The organism is Pleomorphomonas diazotrophica (genome assembly GCF_002844595.1).
Lineage (GTDB): Bacteria > Pseudomonadota > Alphaproteobacteria > Rhizobiales > Pleomorphomonadaceae > Pleomorphomonas > Pleomorphomonas diazotrophica.
On sequence record NZ_PJNW01000017.1, the window covers coordinates 20,656 to 41,229 of the forward strand.

Sequence of the window (20,574 nt, forward strand, 5' to 3'; positions counted from 1 at the left end):
CCTGCTTGCGGGCGACAGTCGGCTTGCGCAAGACAGCTCGGCAGAATCCGAATGGGCCATCGAATTTCGGCATTACGTCTCTGGACATCATAGCCTGGAAATGATGCATTGCCCGCCGCCGGTCGCTCTCTAGCAGCGTCGGCGCGTCCCCTTGTTGACCGGAGCCTCAGATGTCGCCGCTTGCCCTTTTCAGCCTTGAAGGTCGCAAGGCGCTGGTGACTGGGGCGAGCCGGGGCATCGGCCAGGTCTTGGCCGCCGCGCTCGCGGGAGCCGGTGCCGACGTGGCCGTCACGGCCCGCGATGCGGCCTCGCTCGAGGAGACTGTTGCCGCCATCGACGCCCTAGGGCGGAAAGCCGTGCCGCTTGCCCAGGATGTGCGCGACGTGGCCGGCAGTCGCATTGCCGTGGCGCGGGCCGCCGACGCGCTGGGTGGCCTGGACATTCTCGTCAACAACGCCGGCTACGAGGAAGTGACGCCATCGCTGGATATCGAGGAAGCGGTTTGGGACCGGGTGGTCGACACCAACCTCAAGGGCGCCTTCTTCATGGCGCAGGCGGCGGCGCGGCAGATGCAGGCCGGAAGGGGTGGGGCGATCATCAACCTTGCCTCCCTGACCAGTTACGTCGGCGTGCCCACGGCCGTACCCTATGGCGCCTCGAAGGCCGGCATCATCGGCATGACCAATGCGCTCGCTACCGAGTGGGCGGGCCTCGGCATCCGCGTCAATGCCGTGGCGCCCGGCTATTTTCGCACGGCGATGACCGACGTCTTCTACCGCGACAGTGCCTGGCAGGCGTCCATGCTGGCCAAGATTCCGCTCGGCCGCTTCGGGGCGTTGGGCGATCTCGCCGGCGCGGTGATTTTTCTGGCATCGGATGCATCTGCCTACATTACAGGACAGTGCATTCCGGTTGATGGTGGCTATCTTGCCTCGATTTAAGGCATGCATAGAAACAGCGCTAAAGGCGGGTGACGGCCTGTCTAGGGATGTATATGGTACCGCGGTGCTTGGGGTGGCAGCGCTGGGATTTTGAGGACAGAGAGCAAGGGGATGACGGAAACGACAGCAGCCGATGCGCCGTTCGCGGTGTCGGTCCGCGACGTCAACATGGTGTTCGACGGCGTGCATGCGGTGCGCGACGCAACGTTCGATCTGGAAAAGGGTCGCTTTCTCACGATCCTCGGCCCGTCGGGGTCGGGCAAGACGACGCTGCTCCGGATGATCGCCGGCTTTGGCCGCCCGACCTCGGGGGAGGTGTTCATCAACGGCCTCGCCGTCGGCAGCGTTCCGCCGCACAAGCGGTCGATCGGCATGGTGTTCCAGAAGCTCGCCCTGTTCCCGCACATGACGGCGGCCGAGAACGTCGCCTTCCCCCTGCGGATGCGCCGTTTCGACGCTCGCACCATTCCCGATCGCGTCCAGCGCTATCTCGACCTCGTCAAGCTCGGAAAGCTCGGCGACCGCCGCATCCACGAGCTCTCCGGCGGCCAGCAGCAGCGCGTCGCCATTGCCCGCGCCCTGGTCTTCGAGCCGGACCTGTTGCTGCTCGACGAACCGCTCGCCGCGCTCGACCGCAAGCTGCGCGAGGAGATGCAGCTGGAGTTCCGTCGCATCCAGCGGGAGCTCGACGTCACCACCATCAACGTCACCCACGACCAGCGCGAAGCCCTTGTGGTGTCGGACGAGATCATCGTCATGGACCACGGCCGCATCCAGCAGAAGGCACGGCCGGAGGCGACCTACCGCCAGCCGAAGAATGCCTTCGTCGCCAACTTCATCGGTGTCACCAACTTCATCGACGGCGTGGTGGCGAGCATCGACGGAGAGCGGATCGTCTTCGATCGTCCGGGCTTCATCGGCCGGTCCGGCAATGGCTTCCGTCCCACGTCGGGTGTGGCAGCGCGTGGCGCACTTCGGGCCGAGCAGATCCGGATCGGTAGCGGCCGGGAAGCGCTCGGGGATGTCGACACAGTGTTCGGCGGTACCGTCACCGATGCGATCTTCGAGGGCGAGCGGGTGGTCTACGAGGTGACGGTGGCCGACCTCGGGGATACGACGCTCCGCGTCTTCGACCATGACCCCGTAGCCCATAATCAGCACGACATCGGATCGACCGTCGCGCTGGGATGGAACGTGAAGGATGTGCTGGTCTTCGGGGATTGAGAACCGGCACGACAGCATCGGACCGAAAAGTGGAGTTCGGTTTTCGGTCCGATGAGCAAGACAAGAAACAGAGCCAGAGGAGAACGACAATGAATGGACCGAGCAAGCCCTTCCTCAACCTCGACCGTCGCCGTTTCCTGCAAGGCGTCAGCCTTGCCGGCGCCGCCGGCCTCGTCGGCATGCCGTTCGGCCGCGCCTTCGCCGCCGAACCGGAGAAGCCGAAGGAGATCATCGTCCGGGCCTGGGGCGGCTCCTGGGTCGACAGCCTGAAGAAGGGTGTCTCCGACCCCTTCACTGAGGCGACCGGGATTGCCGTCCGTCACGACCTCACCGAGGATAACGAGATCCAGCCCAAGGTCTGGGCTGCCGTGGCGCAGAAGCGCGTGCCGCCGATCCACATCAACTGGGATACCACCACCAACGCCACCAAGTCGGCGCTGCGCGGCGTGACCGAGGACCTGTCCGATCTCTCCAACCTTGCGGGCGTGACCGAGCTCGCCAAGCCGGTCGGCCTCGACGGCTATCCGATCGTCAACACCTACGGCTACGTCTACGTGCTGGCCTACCGCCCGAGCGCCTTCCCCAATGGCGCGCCCAAGTCGTGGAAGGATCTGCTCGACCCGAAGTTCAAGGGTCGCATCGCTCTCTACAACGACGGCATCGGCTTCCACTTCCCGGCCCAGGTGGCCGGCGGCGGCAAGCTGGAGGACATTCCCGGCAACATGCAGCCGGCCTGGGACTTCATTGCCAAGATCAAGGAGCAGGAGCCGCTGCTGGGTGAGGACCCGGATTTCACCGCCTGGTTCCAGAAGGGTGAGATCGACGCGGCCTGCACCATCTCCACCAACGCCCGCGAAGCCAAGGCCAACGGCGTCGACATCGCCTGGACGGTGCCGGAAGAGGGCGCCAAGTATGACACCGATGGCCTGTGGATCCCCAAGGGCCTGCCGGAGAACGAGCTCTACTGGGCCAAGCAATACATCAACTTCGCCATCACCAAGGATGCGCAGCAGGTGTGGCTCGACGGTCTCGGCCTGCCGGGCGTGGTGCCGGGCGTCAACCCGCCGGCCGATCTGGTCGGCGATCCGTCCTATCCGACCACCGAAGCCGACTTCAAGAAGCTGATCCGCATCTCCTCCAAGGTGCAGGTCGAGCACGAGAGCGAGTGGTTCGGCAAGTTCAAGGAAATCATGCAGGGCTGATTGCCGCTGTTCCCCTGAGGTCCGCCACCTTTTGGGTGGCGGGCCACTCCTCGAAGAACTCGACTGAACGATGCGTCCGAGCCGTACCTCCTACCCCCTCTCCTACCCCCTCTCCTGGCGCCTGATGGATGCCCTCGAAGCGGTGGCCGCCGCCATCTGGCCGAGGAGCTTCTCCGCGGCCGTGCCCTGGCTGATGCTGCTGCCGGCCGTCGTCCTGGTGGGACTTCTTGTCCTCGGCCTCTGGGATATGGCCGACGGCTCGTTCCGGACGCTCGACACCGCGACCTTCCTGCCGTCCGACGACTATTCGCTCGCCAACTACGATCGCGCCTTCAGCGAGAAACTGTTCTTCACGGTGGCAAGCCGCAGCCTGATCGGCTCGCTGATCGTGACGGTGGTCACGCTCGTCTTCGCCTTCCCCTATTCCTACGTCATGGTGCGGACGCGCTCGGCGGCCCTGCGCAAGTTCCTGCTGATCGCCCTGTTCCTGCCCTTCTTCATCGGCCAGGTGGTCCGCGCCTACGGCTGGCTGATCATTCTGGGCTCGCAGGGCATGGTCAACGAGGCGCTCGGCCTCGTCGGAGTGGCGCCGATACGCCTTCTCTACAACTACCCGGCCGTGCTGTTCGGGCTCGTGCAATACATGCTGCCCTTCGCCGTGCTGATGCTGGCGCCGGCTTTGACGGCCATTCCCGAGGAGATGGAGTCGGCGGCCGGCTCGCTGGGCGCCAACTGGGTGCGGACCTTCATCCACGTGGTGCTGCCGCTCGCCAAGCCCGGCTTCATCGGCGCTGGCCTCGTGGTGCTGACGCTGTCGCTCACCGATTTCGCCATACCCGCCATTCTCGGCGGCGGTTCGCAGGACTTCATCGCCAACGCCATCTACGACCAGTTCTTCCGCACCTCCGACCAGGGGATGGGCGCAACGCTGGCATTGCTCCTGGTGGCGGTCGGCTCGATCATGGTCGGCGTGGTGTTCGCCCTGTTCGGGGCCGGCACGCTGGCCATGGGGAGGTCGAAATGAAGGGCGATCGCTCCAAGGCCGTGACGCTCTGGACCTTCGTCGCCATCGCGCTGGTCATGCTATCAGCACCGACGCTGGTCGTGCTGGGCGCCTCGTTCACGGCCGGCAACATGATCACCTTCCCGCCAGAGGGGCTGTCGCTCAAGTGGTACGCTGAGATCGCCGGTGCCACCGATCTCCGCGACGCCTTCCTGCGTTCGCTGATCGTCGCCACCATCTGCACGGCGATCTCCATCCCTACCGGAACGCTGGCCGGCATCGCTCTGGCCAAATATCGCGTGCGGTTTGCCGCGGGCGTGCAGGTCTATCTGCTGCTGCCCTTCACCGTGCCGCTGATCGGCTCGGGCATCGGCCTGATGCTGATTTTCGGCAAGTGGGGACTGCTCGGCCAGCTCTGGCCGGTCGGCGTCGCCTGCGCGGTGATCAACCTGCCTTTCATGATCTGGGCGGTGACGGCGAGTGCCGCCAGCCTCGATCCGGATCTCGAACTTGCCGCCGCCAACTGCGGAGCGCCGCCGCTTTCGACGTTCCTGGCGGTGACCGTGCCGGCGGTGACGCCCGGCATCATCACCGGCGCGCTCCTGATGTTCATCCTGGCGCTCAACGAGTTCCTGGTGTCGCTGCTCCTCGTTGACGCGCGCATCGTCACGCTGCCGGTGCAGATCTACAACTCCATCCGCTCCATCATCACACCCGATCTCGCGGCGATCTCCGTGGTGTTCATCGCCGTGGCGGCGATCGCCATCGCGCTGCTCGACTGGCTGGTCGGGCTGGACATTTTCCTGAAATCGAAATGAAGGCGCGCCAGACGCCCTGCCGCTCAAGGACCGCACCATGACCGACGTTTCCTTCCACGACTACGCCAAGCTCGATGCAGTGGGCCGAGCCGCCCTGCTCAAGCGCTCGGAAACCGACCTCACCTTCTTTCTCGACAAGGTTGGCCCGATCATCGAGGCGGTGAAGACGGAAGGCGACGCGGCGCTCCATCGCTTCGCCCGCGATCTCGACAAGGCTGATGTGAAGCCCGGCGCTCTCAAGGCGACCGAGGCCGAGTTCGACGCCGCCTTCAAGGCGGTGGAGCCGGAGGTGGTGGAGGCGATCCGCTACGGCATCGAGAACATCCGCCGCTTCCATGAGGAGCAGAAGCCGGAAGCGATGTGGCTGAAGGAGATCCGCCCCGGCGCCTTCGCCGGCGACCGGGTGACGCCCATCAAGTCGGTGGCGCTCTACATTCCCCGCGGCAAGGGTGCCTTCCCGTCCGTGACCATGATGACGGCTGTGCCGGCGGTGGTGGCCGGCGTGCCGGATCTCGCCATCGTCACGCCGCCGACGCCGGACGGTTCGGTCGATGCGGCAACGCTGGTCGCCGCCCGCCTTGCCGGTGTCGAGACGGTCTACAAGGTTGGCGGCGCGCAGGCCGTCGCTGCCGTCGCCTTCGGCACCGAAACCGTCAAGCCGGCGTTGAAGATCGTCGGCCCCGGCAGCCCGTGGGTGGTGGCGGCCAAGCGGCTGTTGTCGGGCGTCATCGATGCCGGCCTGCCCGCGGGTCCGTCGGAAGCAATCATATTCGCCGACGACACGGTGCATGGCGGCCTCGCCGCCCTTGACGTGCTGATCGAGGCCGAGCATGGGCCGGACAGTTCGGCCTATATCGTCACCCATTCGCACCGCGTTGCCGAGGAGGCGCTGGCCGCGCTGCCCGAGCACTGGGCGCGCATGACGCCGCAGCGCGTCGAGTTCTCCAAGAAGGTTCTGGGCGGCGCCTTCGGCGGCATCATCCTGACCTCATCGGTCGAGGAGAGCCACGCCTTCGTCAACGCCTATGCGCCGGAGCACCTGGAGATTCTCTCCACCGACCCCTATGCCCATCTCGGCAAGATCACCGAGGCGGCGGAGATCCTGATGGGGCCGTATACGCCTGTGTCCATCGCCAACTTCGGCCTCGGTCCCAATGCCGTGCTGCCGACCAGCCGCTGGGCCCGCACCTGGGGACCGCTGTCGGTGTTCGATTTCGTCAAGCGCTCGTCGATTGGCTACGTCACCGCATCCGCCTATCCAGAGCTCGCCCACACCGCCCGCGTGCTGGCCCGCTACGAGGGCTTCTCCTCGCACGAGCAGGCGGTGTCGTCGGTGCGCGACGCCTATCTCAAGGGCTGAGTGATGACGGCATCGAGCCGCACCGCCGAGATCCGGCGCCTTGCCGCCGGTGACGAGAGCGCGGCAACGGCGGCGCTGACGGCCTTGTTCGCCGATTTGTTCGGCCTCTCGGCCGAGGGCGTCGCCATCAATCGCGACCAGTACAGCCTCAACTCGCTGAACGGTTTCTTCTCGGCCGGTGGTGCCGATTATTTCTTCAAGTTCCATCAGGAAGACGGCGAAGAGGCGATGACCGGCGAGTATTACCGCGCCGACATCCTCGCTCGGGCCGGCCTGCCGGTGGATATGCCGGTGTTCGTCTCCAACCTGCCGGGCGAGCAGGTGCTGGTCTATCGCCGCCGCTCCGATCCGCGCTTCTCCGATGTTCTGAGGGCGCTGGATATCGTCGCGCTCGATGGTCATCGCGATCTCGCCGGTGAGGCGGATGCTGTCGCGGCCGAACGCGCTCTCGATGCGTCGATCGCACGGGTCTATCTCGACAGCCTGCACCCGGTGACGCCCACTCAGGCGGCGGCCGAGCCGATCCATCGCCTCTTTCACGATCGCCTCGTCGACATGCCCGGCCGGCGTTTTCCCGGCGGCCGGCTTTCAGGGTTTTATCTTGGCAAGACCGTACGCTTGCCGGGCGTTGAGCTCGGCTGGGACGATTTCGCAAGCCGCCGCTTGATCATCAACGGACGCGCCTACCGGCGGACGGTCGGCGAACTCTTCGCGGCGGCGGGCGCGCGGCTGCGGCCGGATCTGCTCGCCGATGCCGGCGGCGTGGTGGCGCATGGCGACGCCCACAATGCCAACGTCTGGTACGGCAAGGGACCGGAACTCAGCTTCTATGATCCCGCCTTCGCTGGCGAGCACGTGCCGGCGCTGATGGCCGAGGCCAAGGCAACCTTCCACAACGTGTTTGCCCATCCGCTCTGGCTCTACGATCCGGATGAGGCGACGCGGCGCTTTTCGGCGTCGGTGCGTCTCGCCGAGGGCAGTCTCGCCATCGATACCGACTGGGCGCTGACGCCGGTGCGGCGGGCGCTGCTCTCTGCCAAGGCGGAACTGGTCTGGAAGCCGCTGCTTGTCGCGCTCAAGGCGCGCGACCTGCTGCCGACCGAATGGCGCGAGGTGATCCGTCTCGCTCTGTTCCTCTGCCCGACCTTGGTGATGAACCTCAGGGCCGGAGCGGCGACGCATGCCGAGACCTCCTCGGCCATCGCCTTTGCCGTCGCCGTCATGGTCGGCAGCGAGCCGGAGCGCGACGAGGACGAGATGACGGCTTTCTTCGACGCCATCGATCCGGTCAAATAGGGCATAGTCGGTCAGCCCGCCAATGGGGTCACCCGTCGCCGATCACGGAGGACCTGACCATGGAGTTGCCGACAAAGCCAAGGACTGCACAGTTTGTCGCAGTCTTGACCGGAACATTGTTGTTCGCCGTTCCAGCTTGGTCGGGAGCGGCGATCGGATCGCCGACCTATCATCAAGGCATTGTCCAGTACCTCGAACACGGCAAGGTCTCCGGCCGCGAGGTCAACCACGGCAAGACCCTGCTTTGGCTGGGCATCCCCTATGCCGAGCCACCGGTCGGCGCTCTCAGGTGGAAGGCGCCGCGACCGCTGCCAGCTTCGGTGGGTGACATTGACGCCACCAGGAGCGGTCCTCTCTGTCCGCAGCTCCACGCTGGCAGGCTCGTTGGCAGTGAAGACTGCCTGACGCTCGACATCTACAGGCCCAACAGCCCGGAGACCGACCTGCCGGTGCTGGTCTACATCCACGGTGGCAACAACCAGAACGGCACCAGCCAGGAGTTCGATGCGAGGCATCTCGCGGTGACCGTCAACGCCGTGGTCGTCTCCGTCAACTACCGGCTGGGGCTGCTCGGCTTCAACAGCCTGCCGACGCTCAGGAACGGCAGTGCCGAGGAGAACTCCGGCAACTTCTCGCTTCTCGACATGTCGCAGGCCCTGAGGTGGGTCAAAGGCAACATCGCCGCCTTCGGCGGTGATGGCGGCAACATCACCGTGGCGGGCTTTTCGGCCGGTGGGCGGGACGTCATGGCGATGCTGATCTCGCCGGTCTTCAACGGGCGGTTCCAGAAGGCGATCTCCATCAGCGGCGGCATGACTGTCGCCAACGCCGAAGCGAGCGCCAGGCTGACGGCTACGGCGCTGGCGCCGCTCGTGGTGGCCGACAATGTCAAGGCGGATCAAGAGGCGGCCTATCAATGGCTGCTCGCCGCCTCGCCCGAGGTCGACGACTATCTGCGCGTGTTGGCGGCCGACCGTCTCGCCGGGCTCATGACCAATGCCGGCATCCGCATGGCGGTGTTTCCTCACCTCTTCAATGACGGGGTGGTGCTACCGAAGGACGGCTTTGCCAAGGCAACCTACAACTCCGTGCCGCTGATCATGCTGACCAGCTCGAAGGAGTTCTCGCTCTTTGCCCGCAGCGATCCGGAGTTCGCGGCTATCAGTGACGAGGAGCTGATGGCCGACGCCGAGGGGCTGCGGGCTTACGCCTTCGCGAACGACTACGGCAGCAAGCTCTACGAGCTGTTCAACGCCCAGGATTCGGCGACGGCCATGTTCGCCGGTTACAGGGCACCCATCTACACCCTGCGGATCGCCTGGGGCGGCAATCCCAACATCGTCGGCGAACGCATGGCCACGGTCTACGGGTCGTTCCACGGCGTGTGGATTCCCTTCGTCACATCGGCCACAAGCGGCTTCTCGGCGGGCTTCCCGGCCGTCTTCGACAATCCGGGCGCCCGCGACCTCTCGGGCAAGCTCGGCCATTATCTCGGCAACTTCCTGAGAACCGGCGACCCCAACGGGGAAGGGCTCGTCTCCTGGGAGCCGTGGCGGTCAGAGACCGGCGGCCCGACGCAGCTTGTGGTCGATGCCGACGCCGACAAGGCCATCATCAGTATGACCGAGGAACGGATGCGCTACGATGACGTCCTGGCGGAGATGGAGGCCGACCGGTCGATCCCGGAGGCAGACAAGCGGTACCTGATTGAAAAGGTGCTGAACGGCCGCTGGTTCAGCCGTCGCCTCGACCAGCACTTCGGCAACGCTTCGCCTTGGATCATCGTCGAGTGACTGGGTCGCGAAAAGAAAGGGAGCGGCGCCCATGGGCATCCGCTCCCTTCGTCTTTCGTGGGAAGGCGCCGGCTGCGGCGCCTTCAAAGGCAGCCTCAGGCGGCTTCCGGCATGCAGGAGCCCGACGGGCAGACTTCGGCGCACTGCTGGGTGTCGAAGTGGCCTTCGCACTCGGTGCACTTCTTGGCGTTGATCGAGTAGACCTTGCCCTTGTGGCTGATCGCCTTGTTGGGGCACTCGTCTTCGCAGGCGCCGCAGGAGGTGCAGGTGGAGGTATCAATCATATAGGCCATGGGTGTCACTCCTCTTGGTTGTCCAGCGGGGTCGCGGTTGTCCGTTTATGTGCGGCCCCGATTTCGGTCGCCGGGAGCAAGTGGATTGCACCCTTGCCCTCGGCTCCAGTTTTCCTGTTTTCGTGTCGTCCGAAAAGTCTGCAGCTTCCCGGATGACAGTTTTCAGCGTTCCGTGCAGGAAAGGCAGGGATCGATGCTGTTGACGATCATGGCGATGTCCGCGACCTTGGCGTCCTGCAGCATGAAGCGCAGGCTGTCCCAGTTCATGAAGGTCGGCACGCGCCACTTGACGCGCTCGGGCTGCGGCGTGTCGTTGGTGCGGAGGTAGTAGATCACCTCGCCGCGCGGCGCTTCGCTGCGGGTCACCGCCTGTCCGGGCGGGATGTCCGGGCGGTCGTTGATGTTGACCGGGCCGCCGGGCAGGTCGCGCAGGCAGACGCGCAACAGGTCGATCGAGGTCAGGATCTCCTCGAGGCGGACCATGGCGCGCGACCAGACGTCGCCGTCGGTCAGCGAGTGCACGACGAGCGGCAGACGATCATAGGCGGCATAGGGCGCTTCGCGGCGCACGTCGTAGTCGACGCCGGAGGCGCGGGCCACCGGGCCGACGACGCCGCAGGTGATGGCGTCGGCATGGGTGAGCACGCCCACGCCCTTGGTGCGGCGCAGGATCGAGCCGTTGGTCTTGAAGGTCTTGATGATGTCCTTCGTCTCGGTCTCGATCTTGTCGAGCGCGCCCTTGATGTAGGCGATCGATTTGTCATCGAGATCGTAGCGGACGCCACCGATGCACATGGCGCCGATGTCCTGGCGGTTGCCGAAGATCGATTCCAGCATGTCCTGGCCGATCTCGCGGACCTGCATCATGTGCATGAAGTAGGTCTCGTAGCCGACGAGGTGCACCAGAAGCGCCACGTTGAAGAGGTGCGAGGTGACGCGCTTCATCTCGTCCGCGACGGTGCGCAGGTAGATGCCGCGCTCGGGCACCTCGATGCCGGCGATCTTCTCGGCCGCCATGGCGAAGGTCTGCGGATGGCTGTTGGAGCAGAGCGAGCAGATGCGCTCGGTCAGCACCACGTTCTGGTACATCGAGCGCTTGGTGGTGAGGTACTCGATGCCGCGGTGGGCGTGGCCGGCGTTGATGTCGATGTGGCTGACGGTTTCGCCCTGCACATCGATCTTGAAGTACATCGGCTCCTCGAGGGCCACGTGCAGCGGGCCGACGGGGATGCTGAAGGTCTCGGGTACGTTGTGCGTGCTCATGCTGCACCCTTCTTTCCGGCGGCGGTGAGGCGTTCCCACAGGCCCTTGGTGCTGGCGGCGTTGACCAGCGTGGAGAACGGGATCAGCCGCTCGAGAACGGCGCCGTCGACGGAAGCGTCGAGGAACAGGCGGCGCGGATCGGGATGGTCGGTGACCTTGACGGCGTAGAGCTCCATCATCTCGCGCTCGTGCCAGTCGGCATTGCGGAACAACGGCGTCAGCGAAGGGATGCTGCCACCCTGCGGTACGTAGGCGATAATGGTCAGCGCGTCGCCGGCGATGTCGAAGTGATAGTCGATCTCGTAGGAGGTGCCGTCGAGCGGCGTGCCGCCGAACGTCTTCGGCGTTTCCTTGGGCTCGGCTTCGGCCTTCGCTTCGCCGTCCTCGTTCTCCTCGTCCTCGTCTTCCTCCTCCTCGGGGACGGAGGGCTGGGCGCAGGTGATCATCGACAGGCGCGCGCCCATGTCCTTGAGCAGGGCGGCGACGGGCGACAGATCGGCAGCGCTGGCGAGGCCCAACCAGGCGACGGTGACGCCATACTGGTCGGTTTCGGCCGAGAACTCGACGCCGGCCGGCGCCGCGGCGGTGAGGCGGGCTTCCAGGTCTTGCGGTAGGCGGCTCATGCTGGGACCTTCCGGTTCTTGAGATACTTGGCGCGGCACTTCGGGCAGCGGGCGCGCACTTCGGCATATTCCTCGGTGCTGAGCGGCGGCTTGGCGTTCTTGACCATCGGCGCCGTGTTGAGCGCGGTGGCGCCGCATTCGACGCAGGTCTGATTGGGGATCAGGCCGTGCTCGACCATGTCGAACTTGTCGGCGTTGACGTGGGAGAGGTCCCAGTCGTTGGTCTGGTGGATGGCGTCCGTCGGGCAATAGAACTCGCAATTGCCGCAGAACACACAGGTGTTGTGCCAGCAATCGAAGGTCATGCCGTCGGGCGTCTTGGCGAAGCGGATGGCGTTGGCCGGGCAGACGCGCTCGCAGATGCGGCAACCCTCACAGGTCGCCGCGTTGAACTCGATGCGGCCACGCAGGCGCTCCGGCGTGAAGGCCGGCCCGAGGGGGAAGGCCTCGGTCTGAGGGCCCTGCTTCAGGTTGCGGGCGAAAATCGTCAGGAAGTTCATCTTGGGACCTTTCCTCAGAGACGCTCGCGCCAGATGGCGATGGCCTTGGCGACGCCGGCGATGATCGCCTGCGGCCGGGGCGGGCAGCCGGGCACGTTGACGTCGATCGGAATGTACTGGTCGATCGGCGCCAGCACGGCATAGCTCTCGCGGAAGATGCCGCCGGAGATCGGGCAGACGCCGACCGCCACCGTCACCTTCGGATCGGGGATCTCCTCGTACATGCGCAGCACGGCGTCCTTGACGCGGACGGTGAGCGGACCGGAGATCAGCACGATGTCGGCGTGCTTGGGGCTGCCGCAGTACTGGCAGCCGAGGCGCTCGATGTCATAGCGGGGGATCAGCGCGGTGGTCGCCATCTCCACGTCGCAGCCGTTGCAGGAGCCGGCATTGATCCGGTAGATCCAGGGCGAGCGCGTGGCGATGTTCTTGAAATTGGGTATCAGGCCCATCTTGCCCTCCTCAGACCACGACGACGACTGCAAGGCTCGCCACGGCGAGCAGCAGGGGCCACTTCAGGAAAAACACAAAGGCTTGGTCGATGCGCATGCGGCCCATGGACAGACGGACCGCGGTGATGCCGACCAGCATCATCACTGCCATCTTGACGAGCCACACCAGGAAGCCGCCGACGATGCCCGCCGGGGCCGCCGGGAAGAAGAGCGCGATGCCGAGACCCAGCACGACCACCTTCTTCAGCGCCGACATGATCTTGAACAGCGCCAGCACCGGGCCGGAGTATTCGAGCAGCGGTCCCTCAAGCACTTCGGTCTCGGCCTCGGGGATGTCGAAGGGCACGATGCCGACGTTGGCCGGATAGAAGAAGCAGAAGGCGGCGACTGCTGGCCACATCACCGGGTCGAACAGGAAGGAACCGTGGGCCTGCTGATAGGCGACGATGTCGTTCAGCGAGAAGGTGGCCCAGCCGCCCATTCCCATGCCGGTGCGGATGGCGACGGCGGCGGCGATCAGCACCAGCGGACCTTCGTAGGCGATCATCAGGGCCATCTCGCGGGAGAAGCCGATGGCGCCGTAGGGCGAACCGGAAGCCGAGCCGGCGATCATCAGTACGATGCCGGGGATCATCAGCAGGTAGAGCAGCACCAGGAGATTGCCGATGGCGGCATCCGGCGCATAGACCGAGGTGATCGGCACCAGGGCGGCGGCGACCAGCATGGCGACGACGCCGACGAGCGGGGTGTAGAGGAACACCGTCTCATTGGCGGCGGCCGGCACCATGGTGCGCTTGAAGCCGAGCTTGATGATGTCGAAGAACGGCTGCAACAGCGGCGGTCCGACGCGGCTCTGCAGGCGGGCGGCGACGCGGCGGTCGACACCCTTCATGGCGAGGCCGAAGGCGAGGGCGAAGACTCCACCGGGGAAGAGGAGCACCGCCAGCAAGATAGCGATCTGGTTGGACATTTTGGGTCTCTCCTCTCCCGTCAGTGCTGTTCTTTGGCCTTGGCGGGCTTGCTCGCCAGGAGGCCGCGGATGGCAGCGGTCGGGGACTCGAACAGGTTGACGGCACCGACACGGCCGCCGGCTTCCGGCAGGAAGTCATTGGGCGTGGCGCCGGCGAAGTGCAGGCCGCTCTTCTGGACGCCGCGGTGGGCAAGACGCATCCAGGGGATGAACAGCGCGGCGACGATCAGAACCAGCAGGCTGAGGGCGAGCGGGCTCCAGCCGCCGGCGCCCGGCAGCGGGCCGAAGATCGAGGCGTCGATCGGCGTGAGGCCGAGCTCCACCTGCATCTTGGCGATCGGCACCAGGGCGAGGCCTGGGAAGAAGCCGAGCAGAACACTCGCACCCACCAGCACGCCCATCGGCAGCAGCATGGACATCGGCGCTTCCTCGGCTTCCAGGGCCTTCGCCGTCGGCGCGCCCATGAAGGCGGCGTGGGCGAACTTCAGCACGGCAGCGAGGGTGAACAGCGACGACACCATGGCACCGGTGGCGAGCGCCCAGTGGCCACTCTCGAAGGCGGCGGAGAAGATCATCCACTTCGAGGAGAAGCCGTTGAGCGGTGGAACGCCGGCCAGTGACAGGCCGGCGAACAGGAAGAAGCCGAAGGTGATCGGCATCTTCCGGCCGAGGCCGCCCAGTTCGTCGAGCTGGCTGGCATGGCTCTTCACCATGACGGCGCCCGCCACGAGGAACAGCGTGTCCTTCAGGAACATGTGGTTGACGAAGTGGAACAGGCCGCCGGCGACGCCGAGCGAGGTGCCGAGGCAGAGCGCCATCAGCACGTAGCCGAGCTGGCTGACGGTGGAGTAGATCAGCAAGAGCTTGATGCCGTTCTGAACCACGGCCATGGCGCCGGCGTAGACGACGGTGATGCCGGCGATGATGGCGATGATGTCGATCAGCGCCGGAACACCGCCGATCTCGCCGCCGAGGCGCAGGAACACCGCGCTGCCGCCGAACAGGCTGAACAGCTTCAGAACGCCCCACGGACCCGACTTCAGCAGAACCGCCGAGATGTAGCCGGAGACGGGGGTCGGCGCGAGGGCCGGGTGCATCTGCACGTCGATGCGGACGGGCAGCATGGCAGCCTTCATGACCAGGCCGATGAACACCGGGACGATGCCGATGGCCAGCGTCATGAGCGGCATGTCGAGCGCCTTCTGGCCGATCTCGACGAGATCGAAGGTGCCGGCATGGGCGGCCAGCGCCGCGACGCCCAGGAACATGAAGGAGGCGCCGACGGTGTTGAAGAAGAAGTACTTGAAGCCTTCCCTCCGCGCCTCGTCGTTCTCCTCATGGATGATGGCCGCCCAGAGCGCCCAGCTCGACATCAGCTCCCAGAAACCGAAGAAGGTGAAGATGTCCTTGGCCGCCGTCATGCCCAGGAGGCCGGCGATCATGATGCCGAAGGCGGCAAAGAAACGCGGTTGGGCATGGTTGTGGGCGAGATAGGCAGTGGCGTGCAGCATGTTGAGCGCGCCGACGCCGGCGATCAGCACTGCGAACCAGAAGGACAGCGTGTCATAGGCCGGGGCGGTGAAGATCACCGCGAGGAAGGCCACAACCAGCACCGCCACGGCGAGCCAGCCGGCCTGCTGGACCGACTTGCGGCCGACCAGCCAGACAGCCACGGCGCCCAGGAAGGCGATGGTGGCCGGCAGCGTCCAGGTCATGACGAGGCTCGGCAGCGCCGCCGCGGCGAGACCGCTGCGGGCAGCCACCTCGGCGCCGACGGCACCGACGAGGTTGAGCTGGAAGGACGGAACGAAGCCGCCGAAGACGATCGCGGCAGCGAGAACCCCGACAGCGACCAGCATGGAGAGCGGCGCTTCCTTGACGCCGGCTTCGCCCTTCCAGGGACGGAAGAACAGCATGCCGACGACGCGGAGATAGTAGACCACGGCGATGATGCCGCCGACCAGAAGGCCGGTGGCCACTTCATAGTGGCCGGCCTCGGCCGCTGCGTAGACCATCAGGAACTTCGAGACGAAGCCCGAGAAGGGCGGCAGGCCCATGATCGACACGGTGGCGAGCGCGTAGCAGCCGGCGGTGAAGGGCATGACGCGACCGACGCCGGCGAGGTCGGCGATGTTGCGCCGGCCCGTCTGCATGATGAAGGCGCCGGCTGCGAAGAACAGCAGGGTCTTCATCACGGCGTGGTTGGTGACGTGCAGGAGGCTTGCGTCGGTGGCGAGCGCCGTGCCGATGCCGAGCACCGCGACGATCTCGCCGACCTGGGCGAGCGTCGAGAAGGCCAGCATCCGCTTGATCTCGGTCTCCAAGAGGGCGCGGATCTCGCCGTAGAGGAGCGTGATCAGGCCGAGGCCGATCAGCACCACCTCGAGGCTGAGGCCCCAGCCGGTGAAGGTGGAGAGCGCCGGGACGCCGATGACGATGAACAGCACCTTGACGAGGCCGAACACGCCGGCCTTGGTCAGGATACCCGACAGCGGACCGGAGATGGACGACGGCGCGGCCGGGTGGGCGATCGGCAGCCAGCTATGAGCCGGCCACACGCCCGCCTTCACCGCGAAGCCGGCGAAGAAGCAAAGCGCGATGACGAGGCCGGCGACCGGGGAGATCGTGCCGACCTTTTCGGCAAGGGCGGCGAACTCGAAGGAGCCGATCTCGGCGTGCGTCAGCAGGATGCCGAAGTGCATCAGATAGGCGCCGGAGGCGCACATCATGAAATAGATGAGGCCGGCGCGCAGCGACTTCTGGTTCTGCTCGTGAATGACCAGGAAGTAGGAGGTCCAGGTCATCAGCTCCCAGTAGACGTAGAAGTTGCCCATCTCGTGCGCGGTGGTGAGGCCGAGCAGCGAGCCGATCATCAGGAAGGCGAAGAAGTAGTAGCGGTTGGTCCACTCGGCGCGGGCCATGTAGCCGACCGAGTAGACGATCATCACGGCGGTGATGCCGGCGAACACCAGAGCGAAGACGCGGGAGGCCGGATCGAGGCTGGTGTCGAACACCACGAGGGCCAGCGTCGCGACGGCGAGGATCACGGCGCCGATGTCGCGGGCGCGGGTCGAGACGTGGCCGAGGCCGTAGATCACGAAGCCGCCGATATAGGGAACGAGGACGAGCAGCGCCCAGGGCGACTCGAACTCGGGAACGCCGCCAACGGCGCCGGCGAGGGCCTCGGCCGCATGCTGGAAGGGCAGCGGGAAGACCGAGATCAGCGCGGTGACGGCGGCGAGCGCCCAGGCGATCGGAAGGGCGAGGGCCGGGGGAGCGGCGAGCTCGACGCGGCGGGCCGGATGCTCCAGGCAGACGCGCTGGATCACCACCAGATAATAATAGGCGGCGACGATCGAGGCGGCGGTGCCGATCAGAGCGATGGCCCAGTGGCCCTGCTCGATGGCGGCGTAGAGCACCAGGAACTTGGAGAAGGATCCCTTGAAGGGCGACAGGCCCATCACGGAGAACATGCCGAAGCCGAACAGCGTCGCGGCGACCGGCATGCGGTGTCCGGAGCCGGCGAGGTCGTCGAGGCGCGACGAGCCGGTGCGGCGGATGATGTACCAGCCGGCGGCGATCACCAGACCACGCATGATGACCTGATAGCCGAAATGCATGTAGGCGCCGGTCAGGCCGGCTTCACCGCCGAGGCCGAGACCGATGAGGATGTAGCCGATCTCGGCGATCGTCGACCATATGACGACACGCGTGAGGCTCGGCAGGCTCATGAGGGCGGCGACTTCGCCGAAGAACAGGAAGATCGCGCCCATCCAGGCCAGCGCCATCGGGTCGATCTGAGTTAGGGATAGCATGAGAGGAGATCCTTCCGCAGACATGCATCTTGGCTGTCATGAATGACGTTAATCGGAGCATCCACTAGGGTATGTCGGCTAGCCGACATATACGCATTCGCACGACGCCAATGCTTTGGAGGCGGAAGTAAAACTGATATCTATATTCAAGTTATTATGTTTGCGATAATCGTAGTAATTTCAAAGCGATACCCAAAGACGGGCGGCTATCGGCGGACGGAAACACGGAGTTTTGGGGCGTGTTGACGGGCAGATTTCGGCCATTTTCTAAGTAGTATGTCCGATGCAGCTTAGTGCATTCCCGCCATGCAGAATCCAAGGGATTCCCCTTTGCTGCGAATGGCTTGCAAGAATCGAAGAGAAAATCCGTCATTTCACGGACAAGTATTCCCTTGGCCGCGGCGATTGGAGTAGATGAAAAGACAGAGAAGAAAGGACAGCCGATGCACGAGACGGCGGTGGTCGAGGGGCTGATGCGCATCCTGACCGAGCATGCCAAACAGAATGGCGTTGCCCGGGTCGTCGCCGTGCGGCTGAAGATCGGCCGCCTGCGCGGCATCGACAGCCGGCAGATCCGGCTGGCCTTCGAGATCTTCGCCGAGGGAACGCTGGCCGAAGGCGCACGCCTCGACATCGACGAGGTCGGCGTCACCGCGAAATGCCGGACCTGCGGCGCCACCTTCGAGGTGGAGAAATATCAGTTCGTCTGCTCGGGCTGCGGTGGCTCGGACGCCGAGGTGCTCACCGGACGTGAGCTCTACATCGAGAGCTTCGAGGCGGCGAAGAGTTGACGGGTAGGCGTTACGCTTGTCGGCCAGGTCGAGCGTTGTTATATTGCTAGCATGAATAGCAAGCACAGGAAGGTCCTAGCGGCGGTTTTTGCCGATCCTGTCTCGGGCTCGATCGCTTGGGCCGATATCGAAGGTATTCTTGTTGCTGTGGGCTGCCGCGTGATCGAAGGCGCCGGCTCGCGAGTGAGGTTCGAGAAGGACGGTCTTATCGCCAGCTTTCATCGCCCCCATCCGGAGAAGGAAGCCAAGAGGTATCAAGTGCGGGATGCCCGCGAGTTCCTGTCGAAGCTGGGAGTCGAGCCATGAGCGGCATGACCTACAAGGGGTACCACGCCCGTGTCGAATTCGACGCCGACGACGAGATCTTCGTCGGCCGTGTTGCGGGGCTCAACGATGTCGTCGGGTTCCATGCCGAAACGGTCGAAGATCTCAAGGCAGCGTTCCGCGAGGCGGTCGACGACTATCTCGAAACCTGCCGGACGATCGGCAAGGCGCCGCAAAAGCCTTATTCCGGCCGGGTGATGTTCCGCATCTCTCCGGAAGTTCATGCCAAGGCGGCCACTGCCGCCGAGCTCTCGGGCAAGAGCCTCAACGAGTGGGCGGAAGCGGCTCTTGCAGAGGCGGCGGCAAAACAGGTTGCATAAACGAGACGGTGCCTGATCAGCTCCGGCCCACCGCCTGCCGTCGTTCGCCGAGGCGATCGACGATCCACTGCGTCCAGGCGTCGAGGCCGGCGCCCTTCTTGGCCGATACTTCGAGGACCGGGCCGGGGCCATGGACGCGGCCGATGGCGGCACGAGCCCGTTCGGTCGAGAATTCCTCGATGGCCGGCAGCAGGTCGGTCTTGGTGAGAAGCACCAGGTCGGCCTTGCGGAAGATCACCGGATACTTGTCGGGCTTGTCGTCGCCCTCGGTCACCGAGAGAAGCACCACGTCGTGATGCTGGCCGACGTCGAAGTCGGCGGGACAGACGAGGTTGCCGACGTTCTCGACGAACAGCACGTCGATGTCGTCGAGGTCGAGGACGTGCAGCGCGTCGTGGATCATCACCGCATCGAGGTGGCAGGTGACGCCGGTGGTGATCTGCACCGCCGGCACGCCATGGCGGCGGATGCGGTCGGCGTCGTTCTCGGTTTCGAGGTCACCCTCGACCACGGCAATCCGGATGCCCTTCGGCAGCGCCGCGATGGTCGCTTCCAGAAGTTGCGTCTTGCCGGAGCCGGGCGACGACATCAGGTTGATCGACAGCACGCCATGGGCGTCGAGGTGCTCACGGATGTGAGCGGCGATCCGGTCGTTTTCCGACAGGAGATTCTCGACGACGGGAATGGTGGTGGTGGCGGCCTTGGTGCCGCAGCCGCAGTCGCTGCACATGGGAAACTCCTGAAATGGGGGCGTCAGCGGACGTCGGCGAGCTCGCGGCGCAGGCGGCCGAGATCGGAGATCACCATCGAACCGCCGCCGAAGCGGTAGAGGATGCCCGAGCGGACCAGCTCGGCGATGACGGTTGAGACCGACTGCCGCGTGGCGCCGATCTGCATGGCAAAGTCCTCGGCGTTGGGCAGATGGTCGATGACGATGCCTTCCTCGGCCGGACGGCCGACGCGGTCGGCGGTGTCGCAGAGCACGCGGATGAGCCGGTGCTTGACGCCGTGGAAGGCGATGTCCTCGATCATGCGGACCGATTTCTGCGCCAGACGGTCGAGGGCCGGCAGGACGGCAAGCGCCAGCTCCGGCTCGGCGAGCACGAGCTGGCGGAAAGCGGAGGGCGAGGCGAGCAGGACGTCGGCAGCGGTGCGCACCTCCAGCATGGCGCCGCCATGCAGGTAGACAGCATCGCCCGCCTCGAGCATGTAGAGCGTCAGCTCCTTGCCCTCGAAGGACGTGAAGCAGCGCAACCGGCCGGAGCGGACGATCAGAAGGTCGCCGTCGGCGGCCTCGTCGCCGCCATAGACGATCTGCCCGGCACGCATCGAACGCTGGTTGAACAGGCGGCCGTGGCCGTCCTTCAGAAGGCGTTCGACGAGTGCGCTGAGCGGGTTGTCGGTCAACATCGGCGGTTCCGTGGTCGGTGCTAAGGCGCTTGCTCGACCAGTATCGCAGGGTGGATTTGCGTGTTTCTTACCGAAGAGAATAGTCCGAAGCGGGTCAACTTTTCAAGTTAAGCTATGTTCTTCAAGGCGTTGGTTTTTCAGGGGCTGGGTTGCCGTATTTGCATGGTAAGTGTTTC

At 65.3% G+C, this 20,574-nt stretch carries 20 protein-coding genes; 11 read left to right on the top strand and 9 right to left on the bottom strand.

The window, feature by feature from the left end:
• Positions 1-170: 170 nt before the first annotated feature.
• From CXZ10_RS19210 to CXZ10_RS19245, 8 genes are all read left to right on the top strand, one after another.
• A complete protein-coding gene (locus CXZ10_RS19210; protein ID WP_101290984.1) occupies positions 171-941 on the top strand; it encodes an SDR family NAD(P)-dependent oxidoreductase in 771 nt (256 codons plus the stop codon).
• 111 nt (positions 942-1,052) lie between these two features.
• Complete coding sequence (locus CXZ10_RS19215; protein ID WP_244617120.1) at positions 1,053-2,165, top strand: ABC transporter ATP-binding protein; 1,113 nt, start codon at positions 1,053-1,055, stop codon at positions 2,163-2,165.
• A gap of 89 nt (positions 2,166-2,254) precedes the next feature.
• Positions 2,255-3,367, top strand: coding sequence for an ABC transporter substrate-binding protein (locus CXZ10_RS19220; RefSeq protein ID WP_101290985.1), 1,113 nt, complete (start codon positions 2,255-2,257; stop codon positions 3,365-3,367).
• A 70-nt stretch (positions 3,368-3,437) separates the two neighbouring features.
• Positions 3,438-4,391 (top strand): ABC transporter permease, encoded by a 954-nt coding sequence (locus CXZ10_RS19225; protein ID WP_101290986.1) that lies wholly within the window; start codon positions 3,438-3,440, stop codon positions 4,389-4,391.
• A complete protein-coding gene (locus tag CXZ10_RS19230) occupies positions 4,388-5,188 on the top strand; it encodes an ABC transporter permease (RefSeq protein WP_101290987.1) in 801 nt (266 codons plus the stop codon). The genes CXZ10_RS19225 and CXZ10_RS19230 overlap by 4 nt, the downstream gene beginning before the upstream one ends.
• A gap of 37 nt (positions 5,189-5,225) precedes the next feature.
• Positions 5,226-6,548, top strand: coding sequence for a histidinol dehydrogenase (gene hisD / locus CXZ10_RS19235; RefSeq protein ID WP_101290988.1), 1,323 nt, complete (start codon positions 5,226-5,228; stop codon positions 6,546-6,548).
• 3 nt (positions 6,549-6,551) lie between these two features.
• Entirely contained in the window at positions 6,552-7,844 is a 1,293-nt protein-coding gene (locus tag CXZ10_RS19240; RefSeq protein WP_101290989.1) for a hypothetical protein, read from the top strand.
• A gap of 119 nt (positions 7,845-7,963) precedes the next feature.
• On the top strand, positions 7,964-9,637 hold the full coding sequence (locus CXZ10_RS19245) for a carboxylesterase family protein (RefSeq protein WP_180336082.1): 1,674 nt from the start codon (positions 7,964-7,966) through the stop codon (positions 9,635-9,637).
• Positions 9,638-9,732: 95 nt separating this feature from the next.
• Here CXZ10_RS19245 and CXZ10_RS19250 read toward each other — a convergent pair whose 3' ends face one another.
• The 7 genes from CXZ10_RS19250 to CXZ10_RS19280 form a co-directional block, all read right to left on the bottom strand.
• On the bottom strand, positions 9,733-9,930 hold the full coding sequence (locus CXZ10_RS19250; RefSeq protein WP_101290991.1) for a 4Fe-4S dicluster domain-containing protein: 198 nt from the start codon (positions 9,928-9,930) through the stop codon (positions 9,733-9,735).
• A gap of 162 nt (positions 9,931-10,092) precedes the next feature.
• Positions 10,093-11,193 carry a hydrogenase large subunit gene (locus CXZ10_RS19255; protein WP_101290992.1) on the bottom strand — a complete coding sequence of 367 codons (1,101 nt, stop codon included), beginning with the start codon at positions 11,191-11,193 and terminating at the stop codon, positions 10,093-10,095.
• Positions 11,190-11,816, bottom strand: a complete 627-nt coding sequence (locus CXZ10_RS19260) for an NADH-quinone oxidoreductase subunit C (RefSeq protein ID WP_101290993.1) — start codon at positions 11,814-11,816, stop codon at positions 11,190-11,192. Before CXZ10_RS19260 ends, CXZ10_RS19255 begins: the two co-directional genes overlap by 4 nt.
• Entirely contained in the window at positions 11,813-12,316 is a 504-nt protein-coding gene (locus CXZ10_RS19265) for a 4Fe-4S binding protein (protein WP_101290994.1), read from the bottom strand. Before CXZ10_RS19265 ends, CXZ10_RS19260 begins: the two co-directional genes overlap by 4 nt.
• 14 nt (positions 12,317-12,330) lie before the next feature.
• Positions 12,331-12,768, bottom strand: a complete 438-nt coding sequence (locus tag CXZ10_RS19270) for an NADH-quinone oxidoreductase subunit B family protein (protein WP_026790607.1) — start codon at positions 12,766-12,768, stop codon at positions 12,331-12,333.
• 10 nt (positions 12,769-12,778) lie between these two features.
• On the bottom strand, positions 12,779-13,738 hold the full coding sequence (locus tag CXZ10_RS19275) for a respiratory chain complex I subunit 1 family protein (protein WP_101290995.1): 960 nt from the start codon (positions 13,736-13,738) through the stop codon (positions 12,779-12,781).
• Between the two features lie 20 nt (positions 13,739-13,758).
• A complete protein-coding gene (locus CXZ10_RS19280) occupies positions 13,759-17,553 on the bottom strand; it encodes a proton-conducting transporter transmembrane domain-containing protein (RefSeq protein WP_101290996.1) in 3,795 nt (1,264 codons plus the stop codon).
• A gap of 443 nt (positions 17,554-17,996) precedes the next feature.
• Between CXZ10_RS19280 and hypA the strand changes: the two genes are divergently transcribed.
• Genes hypA through CXZ10_RS19295 form a run of 3 tightly spaced genes read left to right on the top strand, consistent with a single transcriptional unit; the run spans position 17,997 to position 18,988 of the window.
• The gene (gene hypA, locus CXZ10_RS19285; protein WP_101290997.1) at positions 17,997-18,344 is read left to right on the top strand and encodes a hydrogenase maturation nickel metallochaperone HypA; all 348 of its coding nucleotides are present in this window, start codon (positions 17,997-17,999) and stop codon (positions 18,342-18,344) included.
• Positions 18,345-18,395: 51 nt separating this feature from the next.
• The gene (locus CXZ10_RS19290; RefSeq protein WP_101290998.1) at positions 18,396-18,650 is read left to right on the top strand and encodes a type II toxin-antitoxin system HicA family toxin; all 255 of its coding nucleotides are present in this window, start codon (positions 18,396-18,398) and stop codon (positions 18,648-18,650) included.
• On the top strand, positions 18,647-18,988 hold the full coding sequence (locus tag CXZ10_RS19295; protein ID WP_101290999.1) for a type II toxin-antitoxin system HicB family antitoxin: 342 nt from the start codon (positions 18,647-18,649) through the stop codon (positions 18,986-18,988). Before CXZ10_RS19290 ends, CXZ10_RS19295 begins: the two co-directional genes overlap by 4 nt.
• A gap of 16 nt (positions 18,989-19,004) precedes the next feature.
• Here CXZ10_RS19295 and hypB read toward each other — a convergent pair whose 3' ends face one another.
• Complete coding sequence (hypB, locus tag CXZ10_RS19300; RefSeq protein WP_101291000.1) at positions 19,005-19,718, bottom strand: hydrogenase nickel incorporation protein HypB; 714 nt, start codon at positions 19,716-19,718, stop codon at positions 19,005-19,007.
• Positions 19,719-19,741: 23 nt separating this feature from the next.
• Complete coding sequence (locus CXZ10_RS19305; protein WP_101291001.1) at positions 19,742-20,398, bottom strand: Crp/Fnr family transcriptional regulator; 657 nt, start codon at positions 20,396-20,398, stop codon at positions 19,742-19,744.
• Positions 20,399-20,574 lie beyond the last annotated feature (176 nt).

Excerpts from the sequence above, each read along its gene's own strand:
- CXZ10_RS19210 (WP_101290984.1), top strand. The coding sequence starts at position 171 with ATGTCGCCGCTTGCCCTTTTCAGCCTTGAAGGTCGCAAGGCGCTGGTG.
- CXZ10_RS19215 (WP_244617120.1), top strand. The coding sequence starts at position 1,053 with ATGACGGAAACGACAGCAGCCGATGCGCCGTTCGCGGTGTCGGTCCGC.
- CXZ10_RS19220 (WP_101290985.1), top strand. The coding sequence starts at position 2,255 with ATGAATGGACCGAGCAAGCCCTTCCTCAACCTCGACCGTCGCCGTTTC.
- CXZ10_RS19225 (WP_101290986.1), top strand. The coding sequence starts at position 3,438 with ATGCGTCCGAGCCGTACCTCCTACCCCCTCTCCTACCCCCTCTCCTGG.
- CXZ10_RS19230 (WP_101290987.1), top strand. The coding sequence starts at position 4,388 with ATGAAGGGCGATCGCTCCAAGGCCGTGACGCTCTGGACCTTCGTCGCC.
- hisD (WP_101290988.1), top strand. The coding sequence starts at position 5,226 with ATGACCGACGTTTCCTTCCACGACTACGCCAAGCTCGATGCAGTGGGC.
- CXZ10_RS19240 (WP_101290989.1), top strand. The coding sequence starts at position 6,552 with ATGACGGCATCGAGCCGCACCGCCGAGATCCGGCGCCTTGCCGCCGGT.
- CXZ10_RS19250 (WP_101290991.1), bottom strand. The coding sequence starts at position 9,930 with ATGGCCTATATGATTGATACCTCCACCTGCACCTCCTGCGGCGCCTGC.
- CXZ10_RS19255 (WP_101290992.1), bottom strand. The coding sequence starts at position 11,193 with ATGAGCACGCACAACGTACCCGAGACCTTCAGCATCCCCGTCGGCCCG.
- CXZ10_RS19260 (WP_101290993.1), bottom strand. The coding sequence starts at position 11,816 with ATGAGCCGCCTACCGCAAGACCTGGAAGCCCGCCTCACCGCCGCGGCG.
- CXZ10_RS19265 (WP_101290994.1), bottom strand. The coding sequence starts at position 12,316 with ATGAACTTCCTGACGATTTTCGCCCGCAACCTGAAGCAGGGCCCTCAG.
- CXZ10_RS19270 (WP_026790607.1), bottom strand. The coding sequence starts at position 12,768 with ATGGGCCTGATACCCAATTTCAAGAACATCGCCACGCGCTCGCCCTGG.
- CXZ10_RS19275 (WP_101290995.1), bottom strand. The coding sequence starts at position 13,738 with ATGTCCAACCAGATCGCTATCTTGCTGGCGGTGCTCCTCTTCCCCGGT.
- CXZ10_RS19280 (WP_101290996.1), bottom strand. The coding sequence starts at position 17,553 with ATGCTATCCCTAACTCAGATCGACCCGATGGCGCTGGCCTGGATGGGC.
- hypA (WP_101290997.1), top strand. The coding sequence starts at position 17,997 with ATGCACGAGACGGCGGTGGTCGAGGGGCTGATGCGCATCCTGACCGAG.
- CXZ10_RS19290 (WP_101290998.1), top strand. The coding sequence starts at position 18,396 with ATGAATAGCAAGCACAGGAAGGTCCTAGCGGCGGTTTTTGCCGATCCT.
- CXZ10_RS19295 (WP_101290999.1), top strand. The coding sequence starts at position 18,647 with ATGAGCGGCATGACCTACAAGGGGTACCACGCCCGTGTCGAATTCGAC.
- hypB (WP_101291000.1), bottom strand. The coding sequence starts at position 19,718 with ATGTGCAGCGACTGCGGCTGCGGCACCAAGGCCGCCACCACCACCATT.
- CXZ10_RS19305 (WP_101291001.1), bottom strand. The coding sequence starts at position 20,398 with ATGTTGACCGACAACCCGCTCAGCGCACTCGTCGAACGCCTTCTGAAG.